21 protein-coding genes and 1 tRNA gene are annotated in these 19,432 nt (G+C 68.0%); 13 read left to right on the top strand and 9 right to left on the bottom strand.

Going from position 1 to position 19,432, the window contains the following annotated elements:
- The first annotated feature begins 6 nt into the window (after window positions 1–6).
- The gene (locus ACFWHT_RS02565) at window positions 7–939 is read left to right on the top strand and encodes a LysR family transcriptional regulator (RefSeq protein WP_378825172.1); all 933 of its coding nucleotides are present in this window, start codon (window positions 7–9) and stop codon (window positions 937–939) included.
- A gap of 36 nt (window positions 940–975) precedes the next feature.
- On the opposite strand, the gene ACFWHT_RS02560 is transcribed toward ACFWHT_RS02565, so the two are convergent.
- Complete coding sequence (locus tag ACFWHT_RS02560; protein ID WP_378825170.1) at window positions 976–1,569, bottom strand: TetR/AcrR family transcriptional regulator; 594 nt, start codon at window positions 1,567–1,569, stop codon at window positions 976–978.
- 96 nt (window positions 1,570–1,665) lie between these two features.
- On the opposite strand from ACFWHT_RS02560, the gene ACFWHT_RS02555 reads away from it, so the two are divergent.
- Window positions 1,666–2,097, top strand: a complete 432-nt coding sequence (locus ACFWHT_RS02555) for an organic hydroperoxide resistance protein (protein WP_378825168.1) — start codon at window positions 1,666–1,668, stop codon at window positions 2,095–2,097.
- Window positions 2,098–2,128: 31 nt separating this feature from the next.
- On the top strand, window positions 2,129–2,704 hold the full coding sequence (locus tag ACFWHT_RS02550) for a hypothetical protein (protein WP_378825165.1): 576 nt from the start codon (window positions 2,129–2,131) through the stop codon (window positions 2,702–2,704).
- Window positions 2,705–2,791: 87 nt separating this feature from the next.
- Here the strand turns inward: ACFWHT_RS02550 and ACFWHT_RS02545 are convergent.
- The 3 genes from ACFWHT_RS02545 to ACFWHT_RS02535 all read right to left on the bottom strand — a co-directional run bounded on the left by ACFWHT_RS02545 (window position 2,792) and on the right by ACFWHT_RS02535 (window position 4,356).
- Window positions 2,792–2,864: transfer RNA gene (locus ACFWHT_RS02545), tRNA-Arg, on the bottom strand.
- Window positions 2,865–2,934: 70 nt separating this feature from the next.
- Entirely contained in the window at window positions 2,935–3,582 is a 648-nt protein-coding gene (locus ACFWHT_RS02540) for an asparagine synthase (RefSeq protein WP_378825164.1), read from the bottom strand.
- Window positions 3,583–3,648: 66 nt separating this feature from the next.
- Window positions 3,649–4,356, bottom strand: a complete 708-nt coding sequence (locus ACFWHT_RS02535; RefSeq protein WP_378825162.1) for a GntR family transcriptional regulator — start codon at window positions 4,354–4,356, stop codon at window positions 3,649–3,651.
- 68 nt (window positions 4,357–4,424) lie between these two features.
- On the opposite strand from ACFWHT_RS02535, the gene ACFWHT_RS02530 reads away from it, so the two are divergent.
- Window positions 4,425–5,240 (top strand): alpha/beta hydrolase, encoded by an 816-nt coding sequence (locus ACFWHT_RS02530; protein ID WP_378825160.1) that lies wholly within the window; start codon window positions 4,425–4,427, stop codon window positions 5,238–5,240.
- 51 nt (window positions 5,241–5,291) lie between these two features.
- On the opposite strand, the gene ACFWHT_RS02525 is transcribed toward ACFWHT_RS02530, so the two are convergent.
- From ACFWHT_RS02525 to ACFWHT_RS02515, 3 genes are read right to left on the bottom strand one after another with little or no spacing between them, the layout of a single operon-like run.
- Entirely contained in the window at window positions 5,292–5,426 is a 135-nt protein-coding gene (locus tag ACFWHT_RS02525) for a methionine/alanine import family NSS transporter small subunit (protein WP_378825158.1), read from the bottom strand.
- Entirely contained in the window at window positions 5,423–7,039 is a 1,617-nt protein-coding gene (locus tag ACFWHT_RS02520) for a sodium-dependent transporter (RefSeq protein WP_378825157.1), read from the bottom strand. The genes ACFWHT_RS02525 and ACFWHT_RS02520 overlap by 4 nt, the downstream gene beginning before the upstream one ends.
- 44 nt (window positions 7,040–7,083) lie before the next feature.
- Entirely contained in the window at window positions 7,084–7,290 is a 207-nt protein-coding gene (locus ACFWHT_RS02515) for a multidrug transporter (protein WP_378825156.1), read from the bottom strand.
- A 176-nt stretch (window positions 7,291–7,466) separates the two neighbouring features.
- Between ACFWHT_RS02515 and ACFWHT_RS02510 the strand changes: the two genes are divergently transcribed.
- On the top strand, window positions 7,467–8,069 hold the full coding sequence (locus tag ACFWHT_RS02510) for a GNAT family N-acetyltransferase (protein ID WP_378825154.1): 603 nt from the start codon (window positions 7,467–7,469) through the stop codon (window positions 8,067–8,069).
- A gap of 51 nt (window positions 8,070–8,120) precedes the next feature.
- Here the strand turns inward: ACFWHT_RS02510 and ACFWHT_RS02505 are convergent, their stop codons facing one another.
- A complete protein-coding gene (locus tag ACFWHT_RS02505; protein ID WP_378825152.1) occupies window positions 8,121–9,002 on the bottom strand; it encodes a MurR/RpiR family transcriptional regulator in 882 nt (293 codons plus the stop codon).
- A 309-nt stretch (window positions 9,003–9,311) separates the two neighbouring features.
- Between ACFWHT_RS02505 and ACFWHT_RS02500 the strand changes: the two genes are divergently transcribed.
- The 8 genes from ACFWHT_RS02500 to ACFWHT_RS02465 all read left to right on the top strand — a co-directional run bounded on the left by ACFWHT_RS02500 (window position 9,312) and on the right by ACFWHT_RS02465 (window position 18,928).
- Window positions 9,312–10,829: an ABC transporter substrate-binding protein gene (locus tag ACFWHT_RS02500; RefSeq protein WP_378825151.1), complete on the top strand. Its 1,518-nt coding sequence runs from the start codon at window positions 9,312–9,314 to the stop codon at window positions 10,827–10,829.
- Between the two features lie 95 nt (window positions 10,830–10,924).
- Entirely contained in the window at window positions 10,925–11,902 is a 978-nt protein-coding gene (locus tag ACFWHT_RS02495; RefSeq protein ID WP_378825150.1) for an ABC transporter permease, read from the top strand.
- On the top strand, window positions 11,899–12,792 hold the full coding sequence (locus ACFWHT_RS02490; RefSeq protein ID WP_378825148.1) for an ABC transporter permease: 894 nt from the start codon (window positions 11,899–11,901) through the stop codon (window positions 12,790–12,792). Before ACFWHT_RS02495 ends, ACFWHT_RS02490 begins: the two co-directional genes overlap by 4 nt.
- Entirely contained in the window at window positions 12,792–13,814 is a 1,023-nt protein-coding gene (gene murQ, locus ACFWHT_RS02485; protein WP_378825147.1) for an N-acetylmuramic acid 6-phosphate etherase, read from the top strand. The genes ACFWHT_RS02490 and murQ overlap by 1 nt, the downstream gene beginning before the upstream one ends.
- A complete protein-coding gene (locus tag ACFWHT_RS02480; RefSeq protein WP_378825146.1) occupies window positions 13,796–15,034 on the top strand; it encodes an anhydro-N-acetylmuramic acid kinase in 1,239 nt (412 codons plus the stop codon). Before murQ ends, ACFWHT_RS02480 begins: the two co-directional genes overlap by 19 nt.
- Window positions 15,031–16,212, top strand: a complete 1,182-nt coding sequence (locus tag ACFWHT_RS02475) for a serine hydrolase domain-containing protein (RefSeq protein WP_378825145.1) — start codon at window positions 15,031–15,033, stop codon at window positions 16,210–16,212. Before ACFWHT_RS02480 ends, ACFWHT_RS02475 begins: the two co-directional genes overlap by 4 nt.
- Window positions 16,209–17,891 carry a dipeptide ABC transporter ATP-binding protein gene (locus ACFWHT_RS02470; RefSeq protein WP_378825143.1) on the top strand — a complete coding sequence of 561 codons (1,683 nt, stop codon included), beginning with the start codon at window positions 16,209–16,211 and terminating at the stop codon, window positions 17,889–17,891. The genes ACFWHT_RS02475 and ACFWHT_RS02470 overlap by 4 nt, the downstream gene beginning before the upstream one ends.
- 83 nt (window positions 17,892–17,974) lie before the next feature.
- Entirely contained in the window at window positions 17,975–18,928 is a 954-nt protein-coding gene (locus ACFWHT_RS02465) for an ornithine cyclodeaminase family protein (protein ID WP_378825141.1), read from the top strand.
- 48 nt (window positions 18,929–18,976) lie between these two features.
- Here ACFWHT_RS02465 and ACFWHT_RS02460 read toward each other — a convergent pair whose 3' ends face one another.
- Window positions 18,977–19,432, bottom strand: coding sequence for an Lrp/AsnC family transcriptional regulator (locus ACFWHT_RS02460; RefSeq protein ID WP_378825139.1), 456 nt, complete (start codon window positions 19,430–19,432; stop codon window positions 18,977–18,979).

Here is a 19,432-nt window from a genome sequence, read left to right as displayed (position 1 = left end):
GTGAGCATGAATCTGGAACAGCTCCGCGGCTTCGTTGAAGTGGCCAGACTGGGGCACTTCACCCGCGCCTCCGAGGCGCTGCACCTCGCGCAGCCCTCGCTCAGCCGGCAGATCTCCACACTCGAGCGCGAACTCGGCACCGACCTGCTGCGTCGCGCGCGCGGTCACATCTCGCTCACCCCCGCGGGCGAGGCACTGCTTCCCCGCGCGCAGCGGATTCTGGCCGAGGTCGAGGCGATCCGCGACGAGATGGACGAGCTCGCCGGGCTCCGTCGCGGCCGCGTGCGCCTGGGCGCGCCGCCCACACTGTGCGTGAGCCTGGTGGCCGAGGCGCTCAGCACCTTCCACGGAGCGCATCCGGGAGTCGACCTTCACCTGGCGGAAGCCGGCTCCCGCTCGCTGGTGGAGCAGCTCGCCGTGGGCGAGCTCGACATCGCGCTGATCACGTCATCCGACGCCCGACCCCTGCCGGGGGTGACGCTCAGCCGCATCCCGCTGCTCGCCGAGGAGCTGGTCGTGGTCACATCATCCGCGACGCCGCTCGTCGCCGCCGGAGCGGCGATCGGCATGGCCTACCTCGCCGACCTGCCGATCATCGCCCTGGACCGCAGTTACGATCTGCGGGCGACGACGGATGCCGCGTTCCGCGCCGCGGGACTGTCACCGACACCGGTTCTCGAGGGTCCGGAGATGGACACGGTGCTGCGGTTCGTGGAGCGCGGGCTGGGCGTGGCCGTCGTGCCCGCGATGGCACTCACCGACCGCCCCTCGCTGCGCTCCGCCCGCCTGTCGACCCCGCTCACCCGTACCGTGAGCCTGGCGCACCGGTCCGATGTCACACCGGGCGCGGCTGTCGCGGCGATGCAACGGGTCATCATCGAGACTGCGGCGGGCTTCGCCGACCGCGATCCGGCACTGCACAGTCTGCGCGAGGCGTGATGCGCACCGTCACCGACCGGCGCGCGATCGCCGCGGTCAGCGCGCGGGGGCGCCGATCACCGCGTGGAAGGCCGTCGTGAGCGCACCGGCGACCGACTCCGGTTCGCCGAGGTAGCCGTTCACCATGGCCCCGTCGCGCAGGAGCATCAGCTGCCGCGCGACGGATGCCGCATCCGTCGCGCCCGCATCGTGCGCGATCGCGGCGAACTCGCCGAGCATCCAGCTGCGATGCTCCTCGACGGCGGCTCGCACCGGATCGCCGGGGTCGGAGAACTCCGCGGCGGCGTTGATGAACGCGCATCCGCGGAAGCCGGGGCTGCAGCTGGCAGCGCCGATGCCGGCCGCCAAGGCGTCCAGTGACGCCGTGGCGTCGCCGGTCCGACGGATGCCGGTGATCCAGCCGCGCTCGGCGGCCGCCTGCCGGGTCAGATAGGCCACCACGAGCTCACCCTTGCTGGGGAAGTGGCGGTAGAAGGTGACCTTCGTGATGCCCACCTCGGCGATGATCCGGTCGGCGCTCGTCGCCCGGATCCCCTCCGCGTAGAACAGTTCGTCGGCCGCCTGCAGGATGCGCGCGCGAGTCGCTCGACCGGATCTGCCGCCCTCCGCCTGTGGCGCCTTCTGCTCCATGCGTCTCCCTGCTTGCGTTCGGTGTACCAAGTAGTCTACATTACCGATGTAGACGAACTAGTAACTCTACTTAGTCGCATCCCGAAGGAGAACCGCATGTCCACGCCCCTGTACACCACCACCGCCACCTCGACCGGTGAGGGCCGCGCCGGAGGTCGCGCCACCACCGACGACGGCCTGCTCGACCTCACCCTCGCGCTCCCCGTCACCATGGGCGGTCCGGGTGGCGCGACGAACCCCGAGCAGCTGTTCGCCGCAGGATGGGCTTCCTGCTTCCACTCGGCCCTGAAGCTGGTCGCCGCGCAGCGTCGCACCACCATCGCCGATTCGACCGTCACCGCCGAGGTCTCGATCGGCAAGAGCGATGATGGCGCACTGGGTTTGAGCGCGGCGCTGACCGTGCACTTCGGCGCCGGCATCGACCAGCAGACCGCCGACGACCTCGCCGCTGGCGCACACCAGGTCTGCCCGTACTCGAACGCGACCCGCGGCAACGTCCCCGTCACCCTCACCACGACCGTCGCCTGAGCAATCCGCGACAAGACCTCAAGGACAAGTCATGACCGTCACCGATTCCTCGACCGCGCTCTCGTACGGCCGTGCGCTTCGCAAGCTCTACTTCACGCGCTTCGCCTTCGCGATCCTCTGGGTGGGGATCGTGTTCGCGACGTCCGCGAGCGCATCCGAGCCGAGCGCGCTGCTGACGACACTGCTCGTGCTCTACCCCCTCTTCGATGCCGCAGCCGTGCTGTGGCAGCTGCGCGCCGACCCCGACAAGGAGCGCCCGAAGGCCGCTGAATGGACGAACGTCGTCGCGAGTGCGGCAGTCGCCGTCGCTCTCGGCGTCGTCTCTTCGATCTCGGTCGCCGGCGCCGTCGCCGTCTGGGGCCTCTGGGCGATCGTCGCCGGTGTGCCGCAGTTCGTCGCCGCGATCCGCAACCGCCGCAGCGGCGGGCAGGTCGCCCAGATGCTCTCCGGTGGCATCTCGGTGCTCGCCGGTGCCGCATTCCTGTTCCAGGGTCTGCAGGGAGGCGGGATGATCTCGGGCCCGGCCGGCTACGCCGGGGTCGGGGCGGTCTTCTTCCTGATCTCGGCCATCCGCCTGAGCGCGAAGCCGAAGGCGCAGGCCGCATGAGTTCGCCGGATCCCGACTGATCGGGGTGAAAGCCTCGGCACGACGACGAAGAGCCCGGCCGACGGCCGGGCTCTTCGTGGTGTGTCGCGCGCCTGGAGGGACTCGAACCCCCAACCTTCTGATCCGTAGTCAGATGCTCTATCCATTGAGCTACAGGCGCACTGCCCGCCGAGCGGGCCAGGGACCAGCCTACATCACCTTCTTGCGGGACACGAAATCGCCGTGAGGCCTCACCCGCGGTCCGCGTGTCGCGCCTCGCGGCGGGAGGCGCGACCGGACTTGGCGGTCTCCTTCGAGGCCTCCTTCTCGGCCGCCTTCTCCGCCGAGCGCTCGCGCTTCTTCCTCGCCCGCTGCGCGGAGGACAGCGCCTGCAGATCGACGAGCTTGAGCGCCTGCATCCTCGCCTCCCGCATCCGCTCGTAGTCGGGATCCTGATCCGGCCGCATGCCCTCGACCTGGAGCCGGCGGTCGAGATTGCCGCGCACGTCGCCCCAAGCGGCGATCCGCGCATCTTCCACCAGGGAGTGCAGCGCCTCGGGGTTCTCCGTCATCTTGCGCAGTCGCTCGGCGACGCCGATCGACTGCTTGGCGCGTCTGCGGAGGTTGCGCACGTCGCGGTCGCGGTAGTCATGCGTTCCGTGCGGGTCGGAATGGCGGCCGCGGGCGCGCTTGCGCAGCGCGTCGAGCAGCTCGGCCGCGTCGTCCGACTCCTGCGCCATGGCGAGCAGGGCCGCCTTGGCGTCTTCGGCGTAGCGCGCGGCGTCGAAGACGCCGCCCCGGGCGATCGTGCCGACCAGGATGTGGTTCTTCACCGTCAGCCGGGCGGCCGCCGTGGCGATGGCGACGCCCTCTGCGATGGCATCCGCTGTTCGTCCCACGCTACCTCCCGTGTCGAGCGTACCCGCAGGCGGGGACACCGACGAGACCCCGCCAGGCGGCACCGCTCACCGGGCGTGCCCGCGGTGCTCCGGCCGCTTGGGCTTCTCCGGATGCTGCGCGCCCTCGCGCACGCGCTCGAGCAGGCGGCGCTCGGCGGCTGCCCGGCCGTACGCCAGGTGCTCGGGGATCAGCCGTCGGATGGCGTCGACGTCACGCCGCCTCATGGCGGCGAGGATGACCCGATGGCTCGAGACCATGTGCGACAACTCGACGTGCTGCCCGAACAGCCAGCGCAGACGCGTCACCAGGCTCGCGGCGAGCTCGGTGAGCATCGCGTTCTCGGCCAGGCCGACGGCGGTGATGTGGAACATGGCAGATGCCGTGCGCGACGCGTCGACGTCGCCCTCCGAGGCGGCCGACTCCTCGCGGTCGATCAGCGATTCGAGCATCCGCAGCCCGGCGTCGTCGGCGCGCTGGGTGGCGAGCACGAAGGCGAGGGTCTCCATCGCCTCGCGCACCTCGGCGAAGTCCTGCAGGTCGTGCACCGAGAACTCCCGCACCACCGCCCAGGTGCGGGGCCTGGCCACCACGATGCCGTCGGCGACGAGCGCCTTGATCGCCTCGCGCACCGGAAGCCTCGACACCTGCAGCTCGGCGGCGATGTCCCGCTCGACGAGTCGGGATCCGGGCTGGCGGCGGCCGAGCATGATGTCTTCGCGCAGGGCGTTGGCCACGCGCGCCGACTCGAGCTCGGTCGTCCGCGCCATCACCATGGTGGGATTCAACCACCAGGCAGCATCTCTCACCAGTAGTCGCGTCGACCGCCTGGCATCCTGGTGGTATGACGTCTGCTCAGTCCGCCCTCGACGGCATGGTCCGTGTGTATCCGGCCGGCGCCGGCCCGCTCGCTGGAAGCGCCCTGCTCTGGGCGCACGGCGGCGGGTTCGTGCAGGGAGACCTGGACATGCCCGAGGCGGATGCCGTGTCCCGCGCCTTCGCCGAGCGCGGTGCCGCCGTCGCCTCCGTCGACTATCGGCTCGTGGCCGACGGCGAAGGCGTGTTCCCGGCAGCGTCTGACGACATCCTTACCGCGTGGTCCTGGCTGGTCGCACACGCGGGCGATCTCGGCGCCGACCCGACACGCCTGTTCGCCGGAGGCACCAGCGCCGGCGGCAACCTGATCGCGGGCGCGGTGCTGCGGATGCTCGGTCACGCGCCGGCCACGGCATCCGCTCCCCTGCCCGCGGGTGTCTTCCTCGCCTACCCGACGCTGCTGGCGGTGCAGCCCCCGCCGTCGGCCGATCTGCGCGCGGCCCTTGACGCGAACCCGGACGCCGATGTCTTCGCACCTCCGGCCGTGATGAGGATGTACCGCACCTACCTCGGCGGGGAGGTCGACGATGCGCCCGTGACGGCGATCCCGGGACGCGCCACGGCGGCCGACGTCGCCGGCTTCCCGCCGACGATCATGATCAACGACGACACGGATGAACTGCGCGTGTCGGGTGAGCTGTTCGCCGTGACGCTGAAGAGCGCAGGCGTGCCGATCGAGCTGTCGCTGGAGCCCGGCACGACGCACGGGCATCTCAACCGGCCCGATGAGAACGGCTTCCTGCAGACGATCGAGCGCGTCACCGACTGGATCGCCGCGCGCTGAGACCACGCGGAGCGGGGAGCGCGGGCGCGAACTCGGAGCGCGGGCGCGGGCTCAGAGTTCGACGGGCGGATCCGGCTCCGCCTCGGTCGCCTCGGGGTGCCGGGCGAGGTTCACGACGCCGGCGATGAGCCCACCCCAGACGGTGACCATGGCGATGACCATCATGACGATGGCGACGGGGGTCATGAGCGCGCTCCCTTCGACATCGACGCGACTCTGACGGCGCCGGTCTCGGCATCCGGCTCGTAGTCCTCCTCGACGAGGAACGCGTCGTACTCCGGATCCTCCTTCGCGTGCGAGTTCCGCCGCCACGGCAGCAGCGACAGCAGAACCGCGAGCACCACGAGAGAGATCACCATGCCCCAGCCGAAGATGGCGAGGAACCACTGCGGATAACCCGAGTACGGCTCGCCGGTCTTGGCGATGATCTCGCTGACGAACAGGTAGCCGAGCACGACCGGGGCGAGCGCTCCGACCAGCAGCATCCAGAACCGCCCGATGCGGAAGCTGGAGCGCCGGTTGAGGTGCTCGCGCAGCACCGGCAGCTTGTGCAGGATCCACGCCACGACGATCACCGCGACGAGCGCGACCGCCATGATGCCGAACGCGTTGACGAAGGCGTCGGTGGTGTCGAGCACGGCCAGCGCCGTCGTCGTCGAGAACATCGCGATCGAGATGAGCGCGACCGGGATGGAGACGGTGAGCGTGGTGCGCACGCGCCCCCACCCGAGCTTGTCCTGCAGGGCCGCGACGACCACCTCGAGCACCGAGATGAGAGAGGTGATGCCGGCGAACACCAGCGCGCCGAAGAACAGCACGCCGATGATCGAGCCTCCGGTCGCCTGGGAGACGATCGTCGGGAACGCCACGAAGGCCAGGGTGATGCCGGATTCTGCGACCCCGGAGACATCCACGCCCTGCGCCTGCGCCATGAAGCCGAGCGCTGCGAAGACGCCGATGCCGGCGAGGATCTCGAAGCCCGAGTTGGCGAACGCGACCACGAGCCCGGAGCCGGTCAGGTCGGTCTTGCGCTTGAGGTACGACGAGTAGGTGACCATGATGCCGAAGGCCACCGACAGGGAGAAGAAGATGTGTCCGTACGCGGATGCCCAGACGCCGGGGTCGGCGAGCGCCTCCCAGTTCGGGGTGAAGAACGCGTTCAGGCCCTCGGCCGCGCCGGGCAGGAAGAGCGCCTGGACGACCAGCACCGCGAACATGAGTGTCAGCAGCGGCATGAGCACGGTGTTCGCCCGGCCGATGCCGCGCTTGACGCCGAGGCCCATGATGACGATCACGATCACCCAGACCGCGATGAGGGGAATCCCGACCTGCGGGACGAACTGGGTGGAGACGCCGGTCTCGGCGACGTTCGCGACCTGCAGGAACTCCCCGAAGAACGCCTCTTCGTTGCCCTTGCCCCAGGTGATCTGCGCCGAGAACCAGGTGTACATCGCCGCCCAGGCGATGATCACGGCGTAATAGGTCGCGATGACCACGCAGATCAGCACCTGCCACCAGCCGAGCGGCTCGGCCGCCCGGTGCATGCGCCGGAAGGCGAGAGGGGCCGATCCGCGGAAGCGGTGACCGATCGCGTAGTCGAAGAAAAGCAACGGGATGCCCGCGGTCAGCAGCGCGCAGAGATACGGGATCAGGAACGCTCCGCCGCCGCCCTCATAGGCGACGTAGGGGAAGCGCCAGATGTTTCCGAGGCCGACGGCCGAGCCGATGGCCGACAGGATGAAGACGTTCCGAGAGCCGAACGCCTCGCGCCGGGTGGTCTGCGTCGTCGCGGTTGCCATGCTCATGAGGGTACCGGGGCCGACGCCAGATCATGGCAGGCGCCTCACTCCGGTTCGGTCTCGACGCCCGGGCCCGGGCCCGGGCGGACCGCCGCCGTGTCGGCGACGTCGATCCGCACGTTCCCATCGTGCTCCGACACCTCGATGCGCGGCGCGGCATCGGCCTCGGTGGACTCCTCGGCCCGCAGGAGCTGGTCTCGCCGCTTCTGCTCGGCATCCATCTGGCTGGGTTCATGCGTGTTCTCGGACATGTCGAGAACGATGGACCTCGACCGGGGATCATGCGATCCCCTGGTCTCGGGGATCGGTGTCTGGTAGGAGGCGTTGAAGCGAACATCCGCGTCTGCGAGGGGTAACCACCGCGTCTGCGAAGGATAAGAAGAGACCTCGGATCATCCCGCCGCGGTATCGCTGGTTGAATAGGCGCATGCCCTTTCGCACGACACCCTCCCCTGTCACGCTGACCGGCCGGCTCGTCGAACTCCGACCACTCCAACGTGACCATCACGATGAGCTGATCGAAGCATTGCAGGAGGGCGATCTGTGGCGGACCGCCTGGTATACGTCTGTTCCCAGCCCGGACGGCCTGGCCGTCGAGATCGAGCGCCGGCTCGTACTCAGCGAGAAGGGCCAGATGGTGCCGTTCACCGCGTTCGACGCCGCCGGCCGAGCCCTCGGCATGACGACGTACTACGACATCGACGCAGGCGCACCTCGCCTGCACATCGGCTACACCTGGAATCGGCCGTCAGCACACGGTAGCGGCACGAACGCCGAGTCGAAGCTCCTTCTGCTGAGTCATGCGTTCGAGACGCTCGGCGTCTTTCGCGTCGGCCTCACCGCGCAGTGGATGAACTTTCGGTCCCGTGCAGCGATCGAAAGACTCGGCGCGAAGCAGGACGGCGTCATGCGGGCGATGTCGCGCTATCGCAACGGTGCGCTCCGGGACAGCGTGGAGTACTCGATCCTCGAGACCGAGTGGCCGGCGGTGCGTGCCAACCTCGAAGCGCGACTCGCCAAACGGGCCTGAGTCCTCGGCGCGATCATGCCACGCTGCACGTGATCTCCGTGGGAAAGACAACTACCCCACCTCCGGCGACGGCCGACGGCGTCCTTCCACTGCGGACAGAGTCGCGGCTAGCGCCTGGGTGACGGCGTCCGGCCGGCGTTGCGCGACGCCGGTGAAGAGCACGTCCACGATCATCAGCTGCGCCATACGGCTCGACATCGCGCCATAGCGGAAACGGGTTTCGCGGGATGCCGTCGCCAGGACAGAGTCGGCGAGGTCCGCGAGAGGGGATCCGGGGAAGTTCGTAACGGCCACCGTGTACGCGCCGGTGCGCTTCGCGATATCTAGCGCGGTGAGCGCCTCCTCCGTCTCGCCGGAGTGGGAGAAGGCGATCGCGACGGAACCGGGTCGCAGCACCGCCGCGCTCGTCATGCCGAGGTGCGCGTCGCTCCACGCGCTTGTGTAATAGCCGATCCGTCGGAGCTTGTAGGCGAGATCCTGCGCGGCGAGGCCGCTCGACGAGGATCCGTAGACGTCGATGAATGGCGCTGCGATGATCGCGTCGACCACTCGATCCACCTCTTCCAGGTTGAGCATCTCGGCCGTCTCCTGCACTGCGCGCGCTTCCTGGTAGGCGAGTTTGCGAACCACCTCGCTCGTGGCGTCTGTCGGGGCGATGTCGCCTTCCGAGACGCCGAACTGGCGCCTGCGGCCGTTCTCATCGGCGACTGCACCCGCGAGAGCGAGGCAGAAGCTCTTGTAGTTCTCGAAGCCGATCGTCCGGCAGAAGCGCGCAACCGTCGCCGTCGACGTGTCGCAGTGCGCGGCGAGCTCCGTGATGCGCAGCGAAGAGACGGCCGCAGGATCAGCCAGCGTCGCCTCGGCAATCCGCCGCTCGCTCGGACGCAGCGTCGGAAGTGTCTGACGCAACCGCGCCAGCATGTCCTCGACCAATCGGATTCCTCACGTTCCTGGTAGGCGGCCGCCGTCCTGTGCACGCCTTCGAGCAGAGGTGGCGAAGCAGAACAACATCCTGTCCCCCGCGGTGGACCTCGTCGAAGCGATGTCCGTCGGGACCCGGCAGACGTCCTCGGCCAGCGCCGGGCAATTATTGACACGCTGAAGTGCATCTAGGTAGCTTTTTATCACGCCTGTATCTGTGACGCCACCTGCGTCGCCGACCATCGGTGAAGATCACTTGTTCAAGGGAGAACTGGGATGAAGGTCATACGCTCCACGCACAGATCGGCTACCGCCGCTGCGATGCTGATAACGGCATCGCTGCTGCTCGCCGGATGCGCCAGCGGCGGATCCGGCAAGCCGAACGAGGGTGGCGGCGCCGCAGACCCCGACTCGACGATGGTCTTCGGGATCACGGCCGACGTGGCGCAGACCCTGCCTTGGACGACGACATCCGAGCAGTCGTTCCAGGTGCTCTCGCAGATCTACAGTCCGCTGCTCAGCACCGACAAGGACAGCGTGATCATCGGCAATCTCGCCGATCTCCCGGAGATCTCCGACGACAACCTGACCTACACCTTCACACTGAAGGAGGGTCTGAAGTTCAGCGATGGATCCGCGCTCGATTCGGAAGACGTGAAGTACACGTACGACCTCATCATGGATCCGGATTCGGCCGCGAGCTCCTCTTCGTTCTTCGCTTCTGTCGAGTCGATCGAGGCGCCGTCCCCGACGTCAGTGGTCATCACGTTGAAGAACCCTGATGCCTCGTTCCTCTCCGGCCTCAACGGGGTGAACACCGGCATCGTCCCGTCGGATGTCGACATCGAGACGCTGCAGACCACGCCCGTCGGCTCCGGCCCCTACAAGTGGGCGAAGCGCGTCGCAAACGAATCGATCACTCTCGAGCGCAACGACGACTTCTTCCTCGGCAAGCCGGGTGTCGCCGAACTCGAGTTCCGCATCATCCCGGAGAGCCAGGCCATGGTCTCTGCGCTGAAGACCGAACTGATCGACGTCGCGATCTTCGACAACCCGGTCACCGCGAAGACCGCAGCATCGAACGTCACAAAGACGGAAGAGGTGGGCTCGCTGCAGTATCACGTGCTCCAGCTTCGCGCCGCATCGCCAGTACTCGCCGACGTGAACAAGCGTCTCGCGATCCAGTGCGCGATCTCGCGCCAGGAGGTCATCGACTCCGCCGCCCTCAGTGCGGGAGAGGTCACCGGTCCGATCACCGCGCCGGAGTTCCGCTCGGACGTCACCGCGCAGCCGTGTCCCGAACAGGACCTCGACAAGGCGAAGGAGTACCTGACGAAGGCCGGCACTCCGGACGGCTTCGATCTCGACATCATCACCTCGCAGGGCCTGTACTCGACGGCTGTCGACGAGGCTCAGACCGTGCAGGCTCAGCTCGCACTGGTCGGCATTAAGGTGAAGGTCGAGACTCTCGACTCGAGCGCCTACGTGGACAAGTGGCTCGCCGGTGACTTCGATGCGGCGATCGCGGCGAACGGCGGCGGCACCGATCCGCATACCGGATACGCGCGCTACTTCACCTCGACGGGAAGCTTCAACAACGTCGCGGGCTACAGCTCGCCCGAGCTCGACGCACTGTTCGCCGAGGGAATCGCGACGACCGACATCGCGGAGCGCAAGGCCATCTACACGAAGCTCTCCAGCTACCTCGTCGACAACGCGGTGTGGGCGTGGCTCTTCACCCCTAAGAAGTTCATCGTGTTGAACGCTGCGGTGAACGACTACGAGGCGCGCATCGACGCGGGTCTCACCGGGCTGTGGAAGGCGAACATCTCGAAGTAGACGACGTGTGGTGGGGAACGGGCTGTCCCAGTTCCCCACCACACCAGTTGTTCCCCGCTCTCGGAGCACCGACCGCTCGAGGACTGAACTCGCACATGACAACACTGATGCACATACTCCGTCACCCGGTCACCCGGCGCCTGGGCGAGGCGATCCTCACCCTGGTCGGAGTGTCGATTCTGACGTTCATCATCTTGCGTGTCGTGCCCGGCGACCAGATCACCGCCGCCTACGGCACAGAGGCAGGCGCACTCTCCCCCGAGCAGATCGCCAAACTCCGGTCCTATTACGGCATCGACCAGCCACTCGTCGTGCAATATTTCACCTGGCTGGGCGGCGTGCTCACCGGAAACCTCGGCATCAACACCACCTCCCACCAGACAGTCGCGGCGATGACCGCCCAAGCCATGCCGAACACGTTCGAGCTCGCCATCATCTCGATCGTCATCGGCCTCGCGATCGGCATCCCCGGCGGAACGTACGCGGCGAACCGCCCGGGTGGGATCGCTGACAACATCACCCAGGCCGGCAGTCTCCTCGCCCTCTCGATCCCCACGTTCTTGCTCGCCACCGTGCTGGGGAGCTGGGTGGCCGAGGTGTGGGGCTGGTACCCGAACGGCGCCGGTTACGCCACGCTCTTCGAGGATCCACTACTGAACCTGCAGCAGATGCTCCTCCCCTGTCTCGTGCTCGGCGTCAGCATCGCCTCGCCCGTCCTGCAGACCACGCGAACAGCGATCCTGGAGATCCGCTCCGAGGACTACATCCGCACCGCCAGGGCCAAGGGGGTGCCGCCTCGGCGACTGCAGGTGCGGCATGTGCTGCGCAACGCGCTGATCCCCGTCGTGACGATGACCGGTCTGCAGTTCGGCTTCCTGCTGGGCGGCGCGCTCCTGGTCGAGCAGATCTTCGCCATCCCGGGCATCGGACGGCAGACCCTGCTCGGCCTGAACCAGAAGGAGTACGCCGTGGTGCAGAGCACGGTCCTCATCATCGCGACGATGTTCGTGCTGGTGAATCTGCTCACTGATCTGCTCTATCGTGTCGTCGACCCGAAGGTGCGTGTCCAATGAGCGCCGCCGCGGGAATGAACGTCGTACCCGAGGTCGCGATTGACGCGGGTCGTCGCTCGCGCGTGTGGCGCACCGCCTTCCGATCCGTCTCGGGCATCGTCGCGATCGTGCTGATGGTCATCGTCGTCGTGCTCTCCCTGCTCTCGGTGTTCGGCCTGCTCCCGCACGACCCGGCAGCACAGAACGTCTCTCAATCACTGGTGCCACCGAACTCCGAGCACTGGTTCGGGACGGATCAGTTCGGCCGCGACACCTTCTCGCGCATCTGCGCCGGTCTCGCGAGTTCCCTCGTCATCGCGATCGTCTCGGTCACGTTCGCCTTCCTGGCGGGCACCTTCCTCGGGGTGATCGCGGGCTTCTATCTCGGACTCGTCGACCGGGCCGTGGGCATCGTGAACAACGTGCTCTTCGCGTTCCCCTCACTGCTGCTGGCCCTGGCGCTCGCCGCGAGCCTGGAGCGGAGCTGGCTCACGGTCGCCATCGCCATCGCCATCGTGTACATGCCGATCTTCGCCCGCGTCGCACGGGGACCCGTGCTGAGCCTGCGGAGCGCCGAGTACGTCGTCGCGTCGACCGCGATCGGACGCAGTCGGATCTCGACGCTCATGGAGCACGTAATCCCGAACATGCGCGGCGTGCTCGTGGTGCAGGTGACGCTGTCGCTCTCCTGGGCGATCCTCACCGAGGCGTCGCTGAGCTTCCTCGGATTCGGCACGCCGCCGCCTGCTGCCTCGCTGGGCGGCATGGTCTACGAAGCGCAGACACTGTCGAGCATCGCCCCCTGGATGCTGCTCTTCCCCGGTGCCGCGCTCATCTGCGCAGTGATCGGTCTGAATTTGCTGGGTGACAGTCTGCGCACCGCCCTCGACCCGAAGACCGGAGGCCGCTGATGGCCGCACACGGCCCGGACGGGCAGGAAGGGCCCACGTCGATCGGGCTCACCGACGAGCAGACCGCGCTGAACGCCGAACTCGACAGTCTCGCCACCGAGAGGGTGCTCGACGACGAGCTGATGCTCGATGCGCTCAGCACGTCCGAGCTGGTCGCGATGATGAACGACCGGGATTCCGGGATCGCCGCGAGCGTGCGCCAGGCCGCTCCGGTCATCTCGGCCGCGATCCAGGAGGCATCCACGCGGATGCTCGCCGGCGGCCGTCTCATCTACGTCGGAGCGGGGACAAGCGGACGCCTCGGCGTCCTGGACGCCTCGGAGGTGCCGCCGACGTTCGGCACCAGCAGAGATGTGGTGGTCGGACTGATCGCGGGAGGACCGAGCGCGCTCGTCAGCTCGATCGAATCGGCGGAGGACAGCGAGGAGAGTGGCGCTGCGGACCTTGCGCAGCTCTCCCCCGGGCCGCTCGACACGGTCGTCGGCATCGCCTCGAGTGGTCGGACGCCGTACGTGATGGGGGCTCTGCGCCACGCATCAGCACACGGAGCGCTGACGGTGGGACTTGTCTGCAACACGGAGGCGCCGATATCGAACATGGTCGATTTCGGGATCGAGCTCGACGTCGGTCCCGAGATCGTCACGGGTTCTACTCGTCTCGGCGCCGGGACAGCGACCAAGATGGTGCTGAACATGTTCTCCACGATCACCATGATCGGTCTCGGCAAGACGTACAAGACGCTCATGGTCGACGTGAAGGCCTCGAACGCGAAGCTCGTGCACCGCGCCGTCCGCATCGTCATGCTCGCCACCGGAGCGGACAAGACGGTCGCCCGCACCGCGCTCGAGGCCGCCGACTGGAACGCGAAGCTCGCGATCGCCTGTATCGCCACCGGCTTGACCGTCGATGCCGCGCGGCGCGCTCTCGACGCGTCGAACGGCGTGCTGCGCAAGGTCATCAGGGATGCCGCCACACCCGCCCCGCAGGAAAGGACCCCCGCTAGATGCGCGTACTCGGAATGATCTCAGGCACGTCCCACGACGGCATCGACGTCGCAATTGTGAACTTCGCCCCGACGGACGGGGACGTCGCCGGTGGCGTGCATGCGCAGATCGAGCACAGCGCATCCACCCCGTACCCGACGGCGCTGCGCGAGCGACTCATCGCCGCGCTGCCTCCCGCCCGAGTCGGTGTCGACACGATCTGCGAGTTGGACGCCGAGATCGGGCAGGAGTTCGCCCGTGCCGTCGTCGCGGCCATCACCGCACATCGCGACGCGGGGTACGGCCCGGTCGACCTCATCTGCTCGCACGGGCAGACCGTGTTCCACTGGGTGGAGGGCGGGCTCGCCCGGGGCACGCTGCAGCTCGGGCAGCCTGCGTGGATTGCCGAATCGAGCGGGATGCCGGTGCTCTCCGACGTTCGTTCGGCCGACCTCGCCGCCGGCGGACAGGGAGCGCCGCTCGTGCCCATCCTCGATCGCATCCTGCTGCGCCCGTTCGTGGACCTCGGGCTGCGTGCCGCGGCCCTGAACCTCGGAGGCATCTCGAACGTGACGGTGATCGCCGAGGACGAGGATCCGATCGCGTGGGATATCGGACCCGCGAACGCGCTCATCGACGCCGTGGTGACGGACTCGGCGGAGACCCCAGACACCTTCGATGTCGACGGCACTCTGGCGTCGGCCGGCACCGTCGACCCCGCGCTGCTGGCGAGTCTGCTCGCCGAGCCTTACTACGCGCTGCCGGCGCCGAAGAGCTCGGGCAAGGAGCTGTTCCACCTCGCGTACGTGCGTGAGCATCTCTCCCGCCTTCGATCCGGCAACTCGGAACGGGCCGAGCTGAGTTTCGCCGACCTGGTCGCCACGCTCACCGAACTCACGGCGCGCACCGTCGCCGACGCGATCCGCGCCGCCGATGTAGGCGTGCTCGTCTCCTCCGGCGGAGGGGTGCGGAACCCGGTGCTGATGCGTCGGATCGCCGAGCTGCTGCCCGGTGTCCGGATGAGCACCACGGGCGATCTCGGAGTCGATTCGGACACCAAGGAAGCGGTCGCCTTCGCTCTCATCGGCTGGGCGACCGCTCACGGGCTGCCCGGCAACGTGCCGAGCTGCACGGGAGCCGCCGGCGAGCGCGTGCTCGGCCGGATCGAACCCGGCCCCGGCGGGACCATCCCGCGGGGAGAGGAGTTCACGAGCATGCCCGAGCTGAGTTTCGAGACGATCGGCCGGAGATCAGCATGACAGTCCAGAGCGCTGCGGAGCGCCTCCTCGAGCTCGGCGACGCCGGAACACATCCGGCGAGCGCGATCGTCGGCATCCAAACGCACCGGGGCACCGAGGTGGCGACTGCCGGCCGCGCCTCGCTCCAGGGACCCGGCACCGTCGACGTGCCCCTCTCCCGCGAACACCTCATCGATATCGCCTCGATCACCAAGGTCGCTTCGACAACCACGATCATCATGCGTCTCGTCGACGAGGGCGCGCTTCGTCTCTCCGACCGCGTCGGCGCCTTCCTCCCGGGGTTCACCAGTGGGGAGAAGGACCGGGTCACCCTCGCGGAACTCCTCACCCACACCTCAGGACTCCCCCCGTGGTGGCCGCTCTACATGGAGGCCCGCGATCGCGACAGCGCCATCGCGCACGTGCAGCGGCTGCCACTCGTCACATCGCCCGGCACCGCCCGCAGCTACTCCGACCTCGGCCTCATCCTCGCCGGCGCGGTCGTGGAGAGGGTGACGGAGTCGCCGCTGCAGGAGGCCTATCGCACGTTCGTTGCCGATCCGCTCAGACTCCGCAGCCGCTACGGCCCGATCCCGGCCGAGTCGGCGGCAGCCGCGGCCGACAGCGACGCCTATGAGTACGCGATGATCCGCTCCGGCCGCCCGTTCCCCGTGCCGTTCGCGGCGGAGAGCTTCGATGGCTGGCGGGATCACCCTGTCCGCGGTGAGGTCAATGACGGAAACACAGCCCACGCCATGAGCGGAGTGTCCGGGCACGCCGGCTTGTTCTCCACCGTCGACGACCTGCTCACACTCGGGTCCGCACTGCGTGGCGAAGAGTTCGTGTCGGAAGCGGTGCTGCGCGAGTTCAGCGCGCCGAGCCGGATCGAACCGAGCCAGGCGATCGGCTTCCGCCGGTATGCGCTTCCCGTGGGCGGGCAGCAGATCACTCTGCTCGGTCACACCGGCTTCACCGGAACCTGGTTCGCCTTCGGGCTCGATCGCGAGTTCGTCATCGCCGGTGCGGCGATGCGGTTGTACGGCACCGTCGGACGACTCCCGACGGCCGGAGACGACGCCTCCCTCGAGCTTCCCGACCTTGTCGGGAATGATCCGATCTACGAGGTGCTGTTCGATGCCGCCGTCGACACACTCGCCGACGGCCCCGCTCCCGCGACAAGCGAGGCGGCAGAACGATGACCGACGAGATGAACACCGCTGATCTCGACCCGCGATCCGCCCCGGAGCCGGTGCTCAGCATCCGCGGGCTGACCGTCGCGTTCTCCACCTCGCGGGGCGAGATCGAGGCGATCCGCAACGTGGATCTGGACGTCGCCGCCGGAGAGACCGTCGCCGTGGTCGGCGAGTCCGGCTCGGGAAAGTCGACGCTCGCGGCCTGCGTCAACCGCCTTCTCGCCGACAACGGCAGGATCGTCGCGGGCACCATCACCCTGAAAGAGCTCGACATCACCGCGATGAGCGAGAAGGCGATGACCGGCATCCGCGGTAACCGCATCGGTCTCGTGCCGCAGGATCCGATGACCAACCTGAACCCCGCGATGAAGATCGGCAAGCAGATCGTCGAGGCGCTGGAAGTGCATGGTCGCGCCAAGGGCGACGCGGCGAAGCGCGAGACGATCACGCTCCTCGAGCACGCGGGCATCGCCGACGCGACCAGCCGATTCGGCCAGTACCCCCATGAGTTCTCCGGGGGCATGCGCCAGCGCGTCCTCATCGCGACAGCACTCGCCTGCCGTCCCGAGCTGCTGCTAGCGGATGAGCCGACGTCTGCCCTCGACGTCACCGTGCAACGCCTCGTGCTCGACCAGATGGGTGAGCTGGCGACGGAGATGGGTACGGCGGTCCTGTTGATCACGCACGATCTCGCGCTCGCGGCGGAGCGTGCCGATCGGGTCGCGGTCATGTTTCGCGGGGAGATCGTGGAGACGGGGCTCGCCTCCGAACTCGTGGCCGACCCGCAGCACGAGTACACGAAGCGGCTGCTCGCCGCCGCTCCTGGCATAGCGAGTGCGAAGGTCGCGCCGGTGCTCCAGGAGGGCGGCGACCGTGCGCGTGGAGGAGCGGAAGGTGCGCCGCAACCACTGATCCAGGTGATCGACGCGGTCAAGAAATACCGGATCCGCGGCAGGTCGGAACCGTTCCTCGCGCTCGATGGTGTGAGTCTGACGGTCCCGAAGGGCCAGACGGTTGCGATCGTCGGCGAATCCGGCTCCGGCAAGTCGACGACGGCGCGCCTCGCGCTGAAGCTTGAGGATGCGGACGGCGGATCCGTCCGCTTCCGCGGCGAGGACATCTCGACGTTCTCGCGGAGGCGCTTGCTGGAGTTCCGGCGATCCGTGCAGCCGGTGTTCCAGAATCCGTACGCTTCGCTCGATCCGCGATACACGATCGAGCAGGTGATCGATGAGCCGTTGCGCGTCCACCGGATCGGCAATGCGGCGAGCCGGAAGAAGGCCGTCGTCGACCTGCTGGATCAGGTCGCACTCCCCCGGTCGTATGTCGACCGCTTCCCCCACGAGCTCTCCGGCGGGCAGCGCCAGCGGATCGCGATCGCCCGTGCCCTCGCCCTCGATCCCGAGCTCGTCGTCATGGACGAGGCCGTGAGCGCGCTCGATGTGCTGGTCCAGGAGCAGATCCTCGACCTCATGGTGTCGCTGCAGCGCGAGCGCGGGCTTTCCTATCTGTTCATCAGCCACGACCTCGCGGTCGTCCGGCTGGTCTCACACTACGTCTACGTGATGCACGCGGGAAAGGTCGTCGAGAGCGGCGAACCGGACGCGATCTTCGACGCACCACGGGAAACCTACACGCGTCAGCTCATCGCGGCGATACCCGGCTACTCGCTCGCGGGCCACTAGGACGGGATCGGCGTGACAGGAGAGAGGCAGAACAGGTTCCCCCGTGCTGAGGGAGATCGACTCGCCAGATGGGATTCCCGCACATGAATGGTTCCGACATGCTCTGGATCTCGGCGTCCGAGGTCTTCGAACGGGTCACCGTGCTCGACGCGGTCCGCGCCGTCCAACGGCATCTCCAAGGCGGAGCGGATCCTGCTGAGGACTTCGACCGCAGCGTTCTCCCCGTGTCCCACGGCCAGGTGCTCATCATGCCGAGCGACTCCGCGGAGTTCTTCGGCGTCAAGGTGGCGAGTGTCGCGCCGGCGAACCCGGGGAGGGGCAGGGAGCGCATCCAGGGCGTCTATCTGCTGATGGATGCGGAGACCCTCACGCCGAGCGCGCTGATCGACGGCGCCGCGTTGACGACCCTGCGCACCCCCGCGGTCTCCGCCGCCGCGGCGGATCTGCTCGCTCCGGCTGAGGTGGAGCACATGGTCGTGTTCGGTTCCGGTCCACAGGCCGAAGGACATGTCGCCGCGATGAAGGCGGTCCGGCCGATCGGGCGCGTGACGGTCGTGGCGAGGAACGCTGAGCGTGCGTCGGACTTCGCGAGGAAGCTGCGCGCAGAAGGAACCGAGGCCCGCACCGGGACGAGCGGCGATGTGCGCGAGGCGCAGCTCATCGTCTGCGCTACGACGGCACGCGACCCACTCTTCGACGGGGGCCTGGTGCCCTCGGACTCGTGCACTGTCGCCGTCGGCTCGCACGAGCCGGATGCCCGTGAGCTGGATGTCGCTCTCCTCGGTCGCGCTCAGGTCGTCGTCGAGGACGTCGCCACGGCGTTGCGCGAGGCGGGGGACGTGATGATCCCGGTGTCCTCGGGTTCTCTGGATCCGGCATCGCTCGTCCCTCTGCGTGACGTCGTCCTGGGCGCGCGCGAGGTGGACGTCCGCAGACCGCGCGTCTTCAAGAGCACCGGTATGGCATGGGAGGACCTCGTCGTCGCGGCGGCGCTCTTCCGGGCCGTGCGCTCGCAGGACGGTTCCACCTCGGCGTGACCGCTCTTCCGTCTGCCCTTGAGGTGTTGTGGACCGGATGGGCGGAACCTACGCTGTCGGCCTGCTGATCACGCTGGCGAGCGTCAGCGCCGTCACGGTGTCGCGCACGCCGGGAAGCGCGGCGATGTGCTCCCAGATCTCGCGCACCCGATCGATGGATCGCGCCTCGACACGGACGAGGAGGTCGAAGTCGCCGCTCAGCACGTCGCAGCTCACCACCTCGGGGATCAGCTGCAGTTCTCCCAGCACGTCGACCCCTCGCATCCTGTCCTGTCGGTAGACGTGCAGGATCGCCGAGACCGTACTTCCCTGCGCCGTCGAGCGCCCGCGCACGATGGTGTAGCTCCGGATGTGCCCATCCCGTTCGAGCCGTTCGATTCGCTGGCGGACGGCGTTTCTCGAGAGGGAGACGCGCTGCCCGATCTCGGCATGCGACATCCGGCTGTTGCGCGAGAGCTCAGCGAGGATCTTCTCATCGATGCGGTCAGTCGGTTTCGGGTCCAC

It is taken from the genome of Microbacterium sp. NPDC058342, assembly GCF_042723935.1.
Taxonomy (GTDB): Bacteria; Actinomycetota; Actinomycetes; order Actinomycetales; family Microbacteriaceae; genus Microbacterium.
This window is presented reverse-complemented; position numbering and strand designations above follow the sequence as displayed.